The following is a 14,877-nucleotide window of genomic DNA, read 5'->3' on the forward strand; positions in this document are numbered from 1 at the left end:
TATGAAAATGTAAAATCGCCAGATTCATTATGCCTGGATTTGAATAAGGATGGAGAGACAATGAGTTTAAAAAATTTTAAAGACAAAAACTTAGAAATACAATTCTATAAAATATCATCTGATAAAGTAAATATCAACTATACACCCAGAGAAATCGATATATTATTGCATAATGTTGGAAAGTATGATTATCCTGTAAACATTCAAGATTATCTTATAAAAGGAACTCTGAATTTGCTACCTAAACTTAAAATTAAGCTCTAAATCTGAATGTATAAATAATGAAAAGAATATACTTAACTCTAGTTTTTGTACTATCTGTAGCTACTTATGCACAACAGCAATTTGAAGTTAAAATTATAGGGTCGGACAATTCTGTGCCTTTGAAAAATGCTAAAATAGTTACTGATACAGGCGTTTATTATACCAATGAAGAAGGTCTTGTATTAGCAGAAAGTAATTCGCCTAAATGTACTGTTTCAGCACCCACTTACATGGAACGTGAAGTGGTGATTTCTGATGTTAATAATAAGATATTAGATTTAGAGCCAAAATTCATTGATATAGAAGAAGTAACACTTGAAAATGTAAATATTCAGACCATTTTTCAAAATATTTTAAAAAATTACCAAAGTATTTATTACAATAAACCTTCATTTTATTATGGTGTGATAAAACAGAAAGCATACATAGATCACAAGATCAGCAATTTTTTGGTGGCTGATATCAATGTATGGTCAAAATATAATCTTTTTAATTTTTCTGAAGCAAAAAATATTGACGCTTTCTTTCAGATGAATCTGAATAATATAAGATATTTTAAAACGACAAAGACTAATGCAGAATATCCTTTTAACAATGATGTGCAAATAATTCCGTCAAATTTTGTATCAAAAATATTCCTTAATGCCGAAATTGCTGAGATTCTCAATCAATTCAAAAATAATAAGATATCTTCTAAAGTTTCAAATACTACAGCTGGAATTCAAAAAATTACATTTAAGGTGGAAGATAATAAAGACATGGATTTTTCAGGATATGTTATATTCAATAAAAATGATAATGCTGTCACATTTATGGAAGTGTCAGGAAAAAATAATGTCAGTAAAAAGAAGATCGCCAAAAATAAATTGGGAGAAGAATATAGCATTAGCAATGATTCTTTTACGATTTCTTATGATTTTACGAAGAGAGATTACAAATATTTCCCTACCAATGTAAAGATTTCAGTAGCCGGATCGGGAATTTATAAAGGGAAAGATATACCGGTAAGCATGATACAGGAAATCAGTTTTCAAAAATTTAATACTTCGAATGATAAAGGATTAAAAAATAAAATAGACCTCACCAAAAATATCACCGAAAATATACCAACTAAAGAATCAAAGGAAAGTAAGACATTATTAACATCTGAAGAACAAAAATTTATCAATGAGCCTTAAACAAAAATCTCCTGATTTTTACGAATATTATCCCAAACTCTTTCATAGCTACTATAAAAATATTAATCCTGAAATTGTTGATTCTTTATCGATAGCAGGTTATGATTATTACCAGTCGATACTGCATTTGGATTCTGTATTGGATGATGGAGCCAGTCATAATATCGTTAAAGTAATAGATCTTCAGGAGAATGCGATTAAACGATTATCCTCAATTTATCCTCAAAACGATATTTTTTGGAATTATTGGGCTTCACGAAAAACAGAGTATTTTCAAGCTGTAGTACTTGAAAAACAACTTTGGTCAAAGCCAACAGAAGAATTCTATAATGAGGTTGCAGATAAAAAATCAGCTTTTGGAAAGATTGCTATAGATTGTTTATATACTCTTTCAGGAGAAAAAGATGTAGAAACATACCATCATCTCATCCTTTCACACAAATCTTTTTCAGTAGCATTTCAGTTATATGATGATGTTATAGATTTTGTCTCTGATTTTCAAAAGAAACAGTTTAATAAGGCTGTTCATGAATTGTCGAAAATTATCAGATTTTCAGATTATAATAATGAACCGACTGTCTTAAATAAATTGCTTTATATAAAAGGAGTTGGAATAGAAATCCTCGAAGATTCAATTAAATATCTGGAAAAAGCCAAAACTCTTGCTCCTGCTTTGGACGGTGACAATATGTGGTATAATACTATAAATGATTTTCAGCAAACAGTGGTGAGAACAAAAGATAGCATTTATGGATATTTACAAGTTTTGCAAGCAAGACTGAAATTAAGAAAAGGTAAATCCGAAAGATCTTTTTTCAATTATGAAAAAATAGATGATAAGAAAATTATAAGAGGCTTGGATTATATAAAATATGATTTCCTGCACAACTATGGAGACTTAAAGCATATCATGTATTTGAGTAATCTTGAAGGATTTGATAACGACCAAAATGTTCATGTGTCTGATATTTTTCCGAGAGCTATTGTTAATGACTGCTTAATAGACATAGGTGTAAAATTTAATCTTAATCTTGAAAATTTTCTTGAAGATGAAAACACCTATTTTATTCAGCAAAAAAATAATGATGCAATAGGTGGCTGGTCCTATTTTCCAACTGTACAGGAAATTGCTGCTGACATTGATGATTTAGGACAAATCATGCAGCTCTTTTTAAAAAGTGGAAGAAAGGATTTAATTGATACCTATTGTATAAATACTATTGATATTGCTTTAAGCGATAGAATCACAACAAATGGAGGTATTGAAACTTGGATTATACCCCAAAAAAAACTTTCGGAAAAGCAAACTATTCAGAATTTTTTTAATTCAACAAAATGGGGGAAAGGTCCTGATGTAGAAGTTGTTGCCAATTTTGCTTATGCACTGCATCTTTTCGATGCAATGAAATATAAAAATACTGTTTCTAATGCGATAGATTTTATTCTTTCTCAAATTGAGAAAGAAGGATATTGGAAAAGTCGTTGGTATTACGGAAAATTTTATGGAACATATATAAATCTTCGTTTGATTTGCCAATTCGATGATAAATATAAAGATGCAAAAGACAAAGTAGAAGATTTTCTTTATAACAATCAAAATATTGACGGCAGTTATGATGAGGACAAATACAGCATCTTATCTACAGCATTTGCAATATTTTGTATGACTCTTATCGGTGGGCAGAAATTGGAAAGTCATAGAAAAAAAGCTAAAGAATACCTTTTAGTGAAACAATTAGCTGATGGCAGTTGGAATTCCGAAGATTTTATAAAACCTAAATCTTATGAACCGTACGGAAGTAAAACTCTTACCACTGCATATGTATTAAAAGCTTTACTATAATGGAAAAGGAACAATTATTTGCTCTTGCACCGGAAATTGAGTTACTGGAGTTTAACAAGAAAGACTATTTGATATATAATTCAAAAATAAATAAGTATACAAAAATTAATGATAAATATTATAATTTATTGATTTTGGCCGATGGTACAAGAACTATATATGATCTTCAGAATGAATACCATCATAAACATCAAATTTTTTTGAAAGAAGATCAGATTTTTTCATTATTCAAAAAGATGGAAAAATATGGAGTTTTTGGCACGAATGAATATCAAGAAACTTACTCTAAACTTCCGAAATATATTAGTTATGGCTTTATTTTTCTTAAAAATTCGTATGTTTCCAAAATAGTTCCGTTGTTAGGTTTTTTATTTACATTATATTCATTTATTACAGTTTTTTGTCTTTCTATTATAGTTTTTATACATCATTTTCTGAATAATTATCAGAATTATTCAACGATAAATCTTGGAGGAATTCTCCCTGTTTCTATTTTATTAATGTTTATTAGTACGATCTTTCATGAATTAGGACATGCAGCAGCAGCACATTTTTTTAAGGCAAAGCATGGAGGAATAGGTTTTGGGTTTTATCTTTTTATTGTTCCTGTTTTTTTTGCAGATGTTACAGATATATGGAGGTTAAACCGATGGAAGAGAATTATAGTAAATAGTGCCGGTGTATATTTCGAAATTATATTTTGTTTATTTTTATCGCTTATTGCTTATCTTACAAATAATTCGTCTTTAGAGATCTTATCATTTTTGATTATTGGATCGGCTTTATACAATTTTATTCCTTTTATGAGAGCTGACGGTTACTGGATTTTGTCAGATTTAATGAATAAACCTAATCTCAATTTTCATGCAATGAATAGTCTAAAAATTATTATTGTTTCAGTTTTTAAATTCAAAAAACCTGAACTAGAAAAAAATAATTATCTGGTAGCATTATACGGAATATTTAATGTAGCTGTTATTGGTTTGGTTTTCTATTATCAGATCTTTCGGAACTGGAAAAATTTCATCAATTTCCCGAGAATTTTATTTAGTAAACTTATAAATCTTGTAGAGGGGAATACTACAATTGGTTTTAGAGATTTGATTCATATAATTTTAACGTTAGTATTATACATTGTTCTTTTCAAACTATTTACAGGAGTTTTAAAATTGGTTTTCCGGAAAAAGAAAAATAAGATTTAAATTGCTCACTTTTTTCTGTATCTGTAGATTATATATAAAACCCTCATTTGTTGTATTTTTTTTATATTTATACTAATATCAAGAAAACTTTTTGGTGTTAGTTATAAATGGGTTCAAAATTTAAAAAGCGATTATTCCTATTACTGATAAGCACAGCTATTGGTATTTTACTATGGTTGGTTTGGGCTTATAATGGTTTTGAAAATGGCTATATTTTCGGTAGTTATAATAGCAAAATCAAGGAATTTACTCCATTTATATTCAATACCAATAAAAAGAAAACTAATCAATTTGCCGCAGATAATATTTATATGGGATTATTATTTCCATTTCACAAACAAGGTCTGATTGATACTACTGGGAAAATTATAGTCCCAATAAGATATGATGAAGTAGGCTGGGTGGAGCGTTCAACAGGTTGGGCTCCGGTGAAAACTAAAAATAAATGGGGATTGTATAATATAAAAACAGGAAAAGAAATTGAAGCGGTATCTACAATTCCCTTCTATTTTCACCAGTATCGAGTAGGTGCATTTTCGGTTGATAAAAAAGGGAAAATACGTGGCTTGATAAATGATAAAGGAAAAATAATATTCCCCGCAAAATATTTTGTTTATCCAGGAAATGATCTTCGGTATTGGGTATTTACAAAAGATACGCTGAAAAAAAAGCCTTTGGTGTATGATCGCAAATTAGAAAAATTTATCACTCATGGTGAATATGAATTTGTAAAATTAAATTTTGGTTTAATACCTCTGATCGTAGCAAGAAAAAATTATAACCACATGAATCTTATTCAGAAAAATACACTTTCTGTAATTCCTAAAGATTATATGTTGCTATTTATCCAGCCTTCTGATAATACCAATAGATCCATCATTGAAACTCTTCCGAGTAATCAGCTAACTGAACCTGTAGATTGGGAAAAAAATAAAAGTAACACACGCGAAATTGTAAACGGCATAAATGGGATTTATGTAAATGATAAACATTTTATACCAATAAAAATGGGAGTTATTGATAGTTTAGGTAACGATATTATCTATCCGAAATATGACAATATAAAAGAACTATCTGATCGGTTTTATAAAATAAGCATTAACAAAAAACAAGGATTAACAGATACTTTGGGTAATATTATTGCAAAGCCTGTTTATAAATCCATTCAATCGTTTGACAAACTGAATTTGATTTTACTGATGAAAACGAACAATAAAACAATTTGTATAGACTATAACAAAAATATTATTTTTTCCGAAAAAATAAAAGTAAGAAGCAAGCCAGAGTATAATCAGGATGAAGTAATTTTTGAATTAAAAAACAAAATGTACGTTTTAAGATATAATAACGGTAACTATTATTGGAAGATATGGCAAAAAAGAAGATTTTAATTCTCATTTTGTTTGTTTTATCTGTTGCATTTGGAGCGAAATTTCAAATGGATCTGATGGGTACAAATCGAGGACAACAAATGGCAGTACATGAAATCAATTTGCTCATTGGTATTTTGGTTATTACAGCGATTTACACTATTGGTTATTTTTTCTATCGTTACCTGAATGATAAATTGTGGATCTGGCTTCTTATTGTAGCTCAACTGGTAGTTTTATATGATGGTGTAAAACGTTTCTATTATTACGAAATTTATGATGAAATCATAGGGAATCCCTATTTAGATGACGATCATTTTCCGCCGGGATATTTTTTTTATATACCAGCATTAATAGTCAATTTTTCACTAATTTTATTTGTATAAAGGGTTTGAAAAAGCAATGTTGATATTTTAATATAAAAGAAATGGAAATGGTTGGATGTTTTGAACAGAGTCTGATTCTTAAATAAAACCTATATTAAGTTTCGGCTAAAGCATTTATTAACATATTATTTTTTGCATGCCCGAACTCAGATTTTTAGAAAAAAGCTGAAATTATATTAATGAATTATTATAGAAATTATTAGCCTTAAAAAATTAATATCTATCATTCCACAAACCACATTTCAAAACGGCTTCCTTTTTCCAGAGGTTTATAATTAAGGTAGCCTTTATGCGCTTCCATAATGCTTTTGCTCAATGTCAATCCAATTCCGGAACCTCCATTTCTTGTTGTGAAAAATGGTAGGAAAATTTTATCCTTAATTTCATCGGTAATACCGACACCATTGTCTTCTATAGAAAGAATAATTCTGCTATTGAAAGATCGTATTTCAGTACGGATGATTTTATGATTTTTTTCTGACACAGCATAAATTGCATTTAAATATAAATTGATAATGCATCGCTCGATCATTTTTTCATCGGCTAAAATGATTTGATTGTCAAGATGATTTACGATTTCGATATTGTTTTTTTCAAATTCAGGTTTTAAAAATTCAAGTGCAGATTCTGTGATTTTTTTTAAAGAAATATTTGATAAAACCGGTTTCGGTAATTCCGCCACCTGTCGATAATCATCCACAAAATTTAAAAGCTGTTTCGATTTCGAATTGATAATCATCAAACTTTCCTTCATTTCCTGCTGATCGTCTTTATCTACAATTTCTTGATTGGCAATATATTCCAGATTTTGGATAAGACTATTAACTGGTGTTAAAGTATTTAGCAGCTCGTGGGAAATAACTTTCATCAGATTATTCCACGCCAGTTTTTCTTTTTGCACGATAATTTTCTGAACAGATTCTAAAGAAATGATGCAAAATTTTTGTTGTGGTGTTTCTACTTTGTTGGTTCGTAGAGAATACGATTGTTTTGCATTGTTTTTTATGGAAATATCAAAAAAATCTTGGGTGTTATCATATCCGTTTCTTTCAATAATAGTATAAAATGCCGGAATTTTTTCCCGATAAAGTTCCCATTTGTTGTATTTTGGTATTTGTAAAGTTTCCAAAAAAATAGGATTTACATAAAAAACCTGCCACTCATCATTTTGCTTGGAAAGAATCATTAAACCAATTTCCAATTGATTCAAAATGCTTTCATACAACAATTTATAGGATGATAAGGAAAGATGTTCTTGCTTGCTTTGATAATATAGTTGTACAGCATTGTTTAAAATTTCTGGACCTTCAGGTTTTGGAAATAATGAAAAATCCTTTTTTTGAATGGATAGCAGAATTTTTTCGGTTTTTGTGATATAAGATAAAGCAGCCGACTTCCCGATAAAAATTAATCCTAAAGAAAGAACTGAGAATAAAACACAATTGATCCATTTTCCCTCCACATAAAAATGATAAGTCAAAACAGCACTAATAATAGAAAGCACTATTGAAAAAAGCCAGATAAAAGAACTTTTCTTATGCATAACTATATTCCAAATTTTTCCATTCTCCTGTATAAAGCTGCTCTGGAAAGTCCCAAATCTTCTGCGGCAGAAGAAATATTTCCTTTGTGTTTTTTTAGTGCTTTTTTTATGAGCATTTCTTCCATTTCTTCGATATTCAGATTGGTAACGGAGACTTCATTTTCTGTATTTTGTGGCATCAGAAGTTTCAGATTTTTAGTATTGGAAAGAATGATGCTTCTTTCTATGCAATGATCCAATTCGCGGATATTTCCCGGCCACGAATAATTAAGCAGTTGATTTTGAAGTTCTTCCGAAAGATAAAGTTCATTTTTGTGATATTTCTGTTTGTATTTATCCAGAAAATAATTAGATAGAACGGAAATATCTTCTTTTCTCTCTCTTAAAGCCGGAATATACAATTCCACAGTATTAATCCGATAATACAAATCCTGCCGAAACTGGTTTTCTGCAACCGCTTTTTTAAGATTCTCGTTAGTAGCAAAAATAAATCGTACATCCAATTGCCGCTCTTTGGTTTCTCCTAGTCGGGATAATTTTCGGTTTTGAATCAGGCTTAATAATTTGGTTTGCAAATGCAAAGGAAGATTCCCGATTTCGTCCAGAAAAACAGTTCCGTTTTGTGCATTTTCAATTTTTCCTGCATAATCTTGATAAGCATCTGTAAAAGCTCCTTTTTTATATCCGAATAATTCCGCTTCAAAAAGATTTTCAGATAGACTTCCCAAATCTATATGAACAAAAGGCTGATTTTTCCTGTCGGAAAGTTCGTGAATATATTCTGCCAAAACATATTTCCCCGTTCCGTTTTCTCCAAGAAGCAGAACATTAGCATCTGTTGGAGCCACTCTTTTTATCTGTTCCAAAACTTCCTGCATTGCAGAAGAATGACTTTCAAGCTGATACTGATTAGAATTTCGCTGAATATTTTCCCACTGACTCAGTTTTTTATTTTTCCTTGAAACATCTACTGCAAGATTTACGGATGCATATAATTTTTCGTTGTTCCAAGGTTTTAAAATAAAATCAGAAGCTCCGTTTTTCAATGCTTCAACAGCCAATTCTACTTCACCATAAGCTGTCATCAGAATAATAGGAAGTTCAGGATCAATAGTTTTGATTTCCTGCATCCAGTATAATCCGTCTTGTCCGTTTTCAAAACCTTTTCGGAAATTCATATCAAGCAAAACCACATCAACTTGCTGTTCTGAAAGAAATTTCAAAATATTTTTCGGCTGATTGAGTGTACTGATTTCCGTAAAGAATTTCTTCAGCCAGACTCTCGCCGAAAACAAAATATCTTCGTCATCATCAACAATTAAAATATGAGCTTCTTTCTTACGCATTTTTGAATTATAAATTTTACAGCAATTTTTTACGTTCAAAACGTTCTTTTGCTTCGATTAAGGCTAAATGCAACTTTCTTTCGAGTTCTTTTTTGGGTGGTAGTTCTGTCCAATATTCAGCGACCATTATTCCGTCTTTGTGCATTTCCAAAAGTTCTATCTGTTCTTTGCTGCTTTCTGCACATAATATCAATCCAATTGGAGTTTCTTCGCCTTGTTGTTTTTCGTTTTTGTTGAGCCATTTCAGATATAATTCCATTTGTCCTTTATATTTGGCTTGGAATTTTCCCAATTTCAGTTCGATTGCCACCAATCTTTTGAGTGTACGATGGTAAAATAAAAGATCAAGATAAAAATCTTCTCCGTCGATAATCATTCTTTTTTGGCGTTCTACAAAAGCAAATCCTTTTCCTAATTCTAGGATAAATTTTTCCAATTCGTGAAGAATGGCTGTTTCAATATCTTTTTCGAGATAATCATTTTGTAAGCCGAGAAAATCTAACAAATATGGGTCTTTGAAAGTATTGATTGGAAAATGTTCGCTCTGTGATGATTGCAGATTGGCAATTTCGGTTCGTTCAAAAGCTTTGTTTGCGATTTGTTTTCGGAGTTCTCTTACACCAAGCGTTTCTTTGATGGCTAATTGCGCATAAAATTCTTTAGCTTTAGCTGATTTTAAAGGAATTAAAACTAAAAAATGAGACCAGGTTAATTGTCGTGACAGTGTAACGACAATTTGCATATCAGAGAAAAGCTCTGCAAATTGCATCATTCTTCGTACATTTTTTTCAGTAAAATTTCTACCGTAAGCATTTTCCAATTTTGCCGACACTGTCGAAACAATTTGTTTTCCGTATTCTGCACGTTGGTTTTGTAGAATGTCATCATTGATACGTTTTCCAACTTGCCAAAATAAAATGGTTAACGTACTATTAGCATACATCGCAATCTGTTGGCGACTTTGCTCAATAAGTTTTGATAAATCAGTTAACAGTTTTTCGTCTGAAAATACGACTGATTTGTCGGGAGATTGGGTATTTTTTATTTTTTTAGACATAGTTTTTAATCATTAATTTGTCCATTTTTGAACAAATTGTGTTCGGAATCGGACACTTTAAAAATATTTAAAATTTCTTTACTATTCATTTTCAGTTATTTACAAAAATATAAATTATTGGCATTAGCATTGTGTAATTATCTGTAAATCAGTTAACTGAATATGGATACGAAAATAGTAAAAAAGAAATCCAAATTAAAAATTATTTTACCAGCAGTTTTGGGAATTGCTTTTATTTCTGCATTTGTGTGGTATTTTGCGCAGCAGAAAAAAACATTCAATGTGAAATCTGATGATATACAAATTGATGAAGTTTCCGAAGGTAAATTTGAAGATATGTTGATGATTACAGCACAAACACAATCTCTCAATTCCTCTTTAATTAATGTAATGGAAGGAGGAGCTGTAAAGGAAATTTTTGCGGAAGACGGACAAATGCTCATCAAAGGACAACCAATTGCAAGAGTTTATAATCCCAATACGGAATTCAATTATCTTAATCAGGAAACTGGAATTATGCAGCAAATCAGCCAAATGAGAAGCTCGCTTTTAGAGTTGAAAAATCAGGAATTTAACCAAGATAAAGAATTGTTGCAGGCTCAAAACGATTTCAATACTGCACAACAAACATACAATCTTCAAAAAAGATTATATGATGCAGAAATTGGCAAGAAAACAGAATACGATATGAGTGTGCAAAACCTTAATTATCAGAAAAAAAGAAAACAAATCACAGAAGAAAGTATGGCAAATGAAACCAAATCCAGAAATTCTCAGGTGAATGCAATCAATACTTCAATTAATCAAATGGAAAAAAGTCTTCAGGTTCTTCGTTCCAACAAAAATAATTTCCTGATTATGGCTCCGGTTGCAGGAAGATTGTCTTCATTCAATATTTCTCTTGGACAAAACTTGACTTCCGGACAAAGCATCGGGAAAATTGATTTGATGGATGGGTATAAATTGGTAGCCAAAGTAGATGAATATTACATCAATAAATTGCAAATCGGGATTAAAGGAACTTTGGAAAATAACGGAAAAGAATACGAAGTCATTATCACGAAAATTCTTCCTGAGGTTTCTCAAGGACAATTTTCTGTAGAGTTGAATTTTACAGACTTAAAACCTGAAAATTTGAAAATCGGGATGACATTCGGTGTGAAATTAAAATTATCTGCTGATACACAAAGTCTTATCATTCCAAAAGGGAATTTTTACAAAGATACTTCCGGAAAATGGATATTTGTAGTAAAAGGCAATAAAGCCGAAAAAAGAAATATAAGTTTAGGAAGGGAAAATCCACTGTATTATGAAGTAACTTCTGGTTTGAAAAAAGGTGAGAAAATCATCACTTCCGATTATTCGGACTTTAAGCAATACGAAATTTTAAATCTTCAGTAAATTCATCAAAAATATTTATAAAACGTAATTCAATAATTTTAACAAAGCCATATTACAATGATAAACATTCAAAATCTTTCAAAAATCTATAAAACAGAAGATGTACAAACCAATGCGCTTAATGAAGTAAGTCTGAATATAAAAGAAGGAGAATTCGTAGCAATAATGGGACCTTCAGGTTGCGGAAAATCGACGTTTCTCAATATTCTCGGATTGTTGGATGATGCATCTTCAGGATCGTATAAATTCACGGATACTGAAACTTTAAATCTTAATGAAAAAAAGAAATCCGCTCTCAGAAAGAAAAATATCGGTTTTATTTTCCAGAATTTTAATCTGATTGATGAACTCACGGTTTATGAAAATATTGAGCTTCCCTTGATTTATAATGGTGTTTCTTCCTCCGAAAGAAAAAAACGAGTGGAAGAAATTATGGAAAAAATTAATATTTCGCATCGTGCAAAACATTATCCGCAACAACTTTCAGGAGGGCAGCAACAAAGAGCAGCTGTTGCAAGAGCTTTGGTTACAAAACCGAAATTAATTTTAGCCGATGAACCAACAGGAAACCTAGATTCTTCTAACGGAAATGAAGTGATGAATCTTTTGGCGGAACTTCACAGAGAAGGTTCTACAATTGTTATGGTAACACACTCTTCTTACGATGCAGGTTTTGCTTCAAGAATTGTAAATATGAAAGACGGCGAAATTTTCAGTGAAGAACATACCAGCCAAAGAAAAGATATTTTTGAAAAAGCAGAAGCTAAGAGTTTCGAATAAAAATTTAGTTGATGGTTGTCGGTTGTTAGTTGATGGGGATTCTCAAAACTAACAACAATCAACTAACAACAATCAACCCAAAATCAACAATTATGTTACAAAACTGGCTAAAAATTGCCTTCATCAATTATAAAAAAAACTGGCTTTCCACGATTATTAATTTATTTGGATTAACGGTTGGATTAACAGGATTTATGCTCATTCTAATGCATTGGAATGACGAAGAATCTTACGAAAAATGGAATCCTAAGAAAGAACAGATTTATTTTTTTCAATCTTATTTCAAAAATGAGAATTTTTATGGAAGTAGTATTTCGTATTCTTTTGCGGAAAACTCTGCCAAGCTCATTCCGGAAGTTCAGGATTTTGTAGTGCTTACCAATACAGGAACGGCTTATAAAATGACCACAAAATACAAATCTGTTTTTCAACAAAATGGTTTTTTTGTTTCGGAGAGTTTTTTCAATTTCTTCCCATTCAAGATTGTGTCTGGCAGCAATAAAAATTCTTTAAAAAATGCATCAGATATTGCAATTTCTACAGAGGCAGCTAAAAACCTTTTTGGGAAAACCAATGTTGCGGGTGAAAGTATAAAGTTTGATAATAAAGATTTTGTAGTAACAGCAGTTTATGAGTTGCCAAAAGAAAACTCGCAAATAAAACCCGATTTTCTTATAAATCCGGTAGAACAAATTAAGAATGATAAAGAACAATGGGGAAATTTCAATTACGCAGGATTTTTTATGCTGAAAAAAGGAGTTGATCCTAAAATTTTTGAAAATAAGTTTCGAGATATCATTATGATACGGGCAAAAAAAGATTCCAAAAATTCTGGGATGACACCGCAGCAATACATTGATACTTATGGACCAACATCATCTTTGCTCACACCTCTTGATAAAATGAATTTGCATGCCAAAGCAACTTGGTTTGGCAGTCCGGATTTCAAAACTATTCTGATTTTGTTTACTTTATCTGTTCTCATCGTTATTTTGTCCGCAATCAATTTCATTAATTTGAAAACCGCTCAAGCATCACAACGAGCAAAAGAAGTAGGTGTGAGAAAAGCCATCGGAAGCACAAGATCAAATCTTATTTTACAGTTTTTGATGGAAACATTTATGATTTGCTTTTTGTCTTATTTTCTTTCTTTGGCTTTTACGGAATTGCTTTTGCCAAGTTTCAATAAATTTTTTGGCAAAGAAATTAAATTCAACGATTGGCATGTTTTCTTTTATTCATTTATAATGATTGTTTTGGTAACCTTAATTTCAGGATTAATTCCGGCAATTTATTTATCCAACTTTAAAGCGATCGAAACTCTGAAAGGAAATTTTGCCAGAAGCAAACACGGGATTTGGCTCAGAAACGGAATTTTGACTTTACAATTAATCATCTCATCTTTTTTCATTATTGGTGGATTGATTGTTCACAATCAAGTAAAATATATGATGAATAAAGATTTGGGATTCAATGGTAAACAGATTTTGCAAATTAATTTTAATGATTACAGTCATAGAAAACCTTGGGCGAAATACGAAAGATTAAAATCTGAAATGTCTAAAATACAAGGTGTAGAAAGTGTTTCTTATGGAGAAGCAGTTCCGGGAACTGGAAATTTCAACAGCTCGAATATGGATTATATGAGGCAAAGTTTCAATGCGCAACACGGTTCTATGGATTTTGATTATTTGCAATTTATTGGAGTTAAACTCATAAAAGGACGTTGGCTGAATCCAAAATTTGCCTCTGATACGATCAATAATGTTTTGATAAACGAAACATTTGCAAGAAAATTTGGTTGGTCAACTGAGCAGGCTTTAAACAAAGAATTCAGACCGGGATTTGATAATAAGCCTTATCGTATTGTTGGTATAGTAAAAGATTACAATATACGAAGTCTTAATACCGAAATAGAGCCCATTGTATTTTTTCATTTTCTGGAAACACAGTGGAAAAGAACCCAGATTAATAATATCCAATTAAAATTGAAAGCTGATGACATTGATGGAACGGTAAAAAGATTGAAAAATTATTGGCAGAAAAATGCAGAACCGGGGTATCCTTTTAGCTCTTATTTCATCGATAATCAATTTGCAAAAACCTTCGAAAAATATCAAAAACAACAAACCCTTTTTACAATTCTGAATGCAATGGTTTTAATGGTTGCTTTGCTTGGATTATTTGCATTATCATCATTAATGATAGAGCAAAAGCTGAAAGATGTTGCCATCAGAAAAACATTGGGAGCTTCTGACAGAAATTTGATTTTAGGATTGACAAAACAATTTTTATGGATTACTGTAATTGCTGTTTTCATAAGCATTCCGGTTAGTTATTATCTGATGAATGAATGGCTGAAAGATTTCGCTTACCGAATTGATATGCCAATTTTGCCCTATGTTTTAAGTTTTTTCATTCTCCTGATTCTGACTTTTGCTGTAGTAAGCATAAAAGCACATCGCGCTACAAAAGTAAATCTTGTAAAATATTTGAAATACGAATAA

Annotated in this window: 12 protein-coding genes; 9 read left to right on the top strand and 3 right to left on the bottom strand. The window is 30.8% G+C overall.

Features of this window, described 5'->3' with window-relative positions; translation table 11 throughout:
- The 6 genes from AC2A1C_RS08000 to AC2A1C_RS08025 form a co-directional block, all read left to right on the top strand.
- A partial coding sequence (locus AC2A1C_RS08000) for a hypothetical protein (protein ID WP_484025069.1) occupies window positions 1-264 on the top strand: 264 nt, incomplete at its 5' end.
- Between the two features lie 17 nt (window positions 265-281).
- On the top strand, window positions 282-1,442 hold the full coding sequence (locus AC2A1C_RS08005) for a hypothetical protein (protein WP_484025071.1): 1,161 nt from the start codon (window positions 282-284) through the stop codon (window positions 1,440-1,442).
- Window positions 1,432-3,285, top strand: a complete 1,854-nt coding sequence (locus AC2A1C_RS08010; protein ID WP_484025073.1) for a prenyltransferase/squalene oxidase repeat-containing protein — start codon at window positions 1,432-1,434, stop codon at window positions 3,283-3,285. The genes AC2A1C_RS08005 and AC2A1C_RS08010 overlap by 11 nt, the downstream gene beginning before the upstream one ends.
- A complete protein-coding gene (locus AC2A1C_RS08015) occupies window positions 3,285-4,487 on the top strand; it encodes a zinc metalloprotease (protein ID WP_484025075.1) in 1,203 nt (400 codons plus the stop codon). Before AC2A1C_RS08010 ends, AC2A1C_RS08015 begins: the two co-directional genes overlap by 1 nt.
- A 107-nt stretch (window positions 4,488-4,594) precedes the next feature.
- The gene (locus AC2A1C_RS08020; RefSeq protein ID WP_484025077.1) at window positions 4,595-5,878 is read left to right on the top strand and encodes a WG repeat-containing protein; all 1,284 of its coding nucleotides are present in this window, start codon (window positions 4,595-4,597) and stop codon (window positions 5,876-5,878) included.
- A gap of 56 nt (window positions 5,879-5,934) precedes the next feature.
- Window positions 5,935-6,243, top strand: coding sequence for a hypothetical protein (locus tag AC2A1C_RS08025; RefSeq protein WP_484025079.1), 309 nt, complete (start codon window positions 5,935-5,937; stop codon window positions 6,241-6,243).
- A 223-nt stretch (window positions 6,244-6,466) separates the two neighbouring features.
- Here AC2A1C_RS08025 and AC2A1C_RS08030 read toward each other — a convergent pair whose 3' ends face one another.
- Genes AC2A1C_RS08030 through AC2A1C_RS08040 form a run of 3 tightly spaced genes read right to left on the bottom strand, consistent with a single transcriptional unit; the run spans window position 6,467 to window position 10,189 of the window.
- Complete coding sequence (locus AC2A1C_RS08030) at window positions 6,467-7,786, bottom strand: sensor histidine kinase (protein ID WP_484025081.1); 1,320 nt, start codon at window positions 7,784-7,786, stop codon at window positions 6,467-6,469.
- 2 nt (window positions 7,787-7,788) lie between these two features.
- A complete protein-coding gene (locus AC2A1C_RS08035; RefSeq protein WP_484025083.1) occupies window positions 7,789-9,132 on the bottom strand; it encodes a sigma-54-dependent transcriptional regulator in 1,344 nt (447 codons plus the stop codon).
- 16 nt (window positions 9,133-9,148) lie between these two features.
- Window positions 9,149-10,189, bottom strand: coding sequence for a PDDEXK nuclease domain-containing protein (locus tag AC2A1C_RS08040; RefSeq protein ID WP_484025085.1), 1,041 nt, complete (start codon window positions 10,187-10,189; stop codon window positions 9,149-9,151).
- A 162-nt stretch (window positions 10,190-10,351) separates the two neighbouring features.
- Between AC2A1C_RS08040 and AC2A1C_RS08045 the strand changes: the two genes are divergently transcribed.
- The 3 genes from AC2A1C_RS08045 (at window position 10,352) to AC2A1C_RS08055 (ending at window position 14,877) form a co-directional block, all read left to right on the top strand.
- A complete protein-coding gene (locus AC2A1C_RS08045; protein WP_484025087.1) occupies window positions 10,352-11,590 on the top strand; it encodes an efflux RND transporter periplasmic adaptor subunit in 1,239 nt (412 codons plus the stop codon).
- Window positions 11,591-11,647: 57 nt separating this feature from the next.
- Window positions 11,648-12,370, top strand: a complete 723-nt coding sequence (locus AC2A1C_RS08050; protein ID WP_484025089.1) for an ABC transporter ATP-binding protein — start codon at window positions 11,648-11,650, stop codon at window positions 12,368-12,370.
- Between the two features lie 92 nt (window positions 12,371-12,462).
- Window positions 12,463-14,877, top strand: a complete 2,415-nt coding sequence (locus AC2A1C_RS08055; protein ID WP_484025091.1) for an ABC transporter permease — start codon at window positions 12,463-12,465, stop codon at window positions 14,875-14,877.

The organism is Chryseobacterium sp. HNCC26DJ241 (assembly GCF_057180505.1).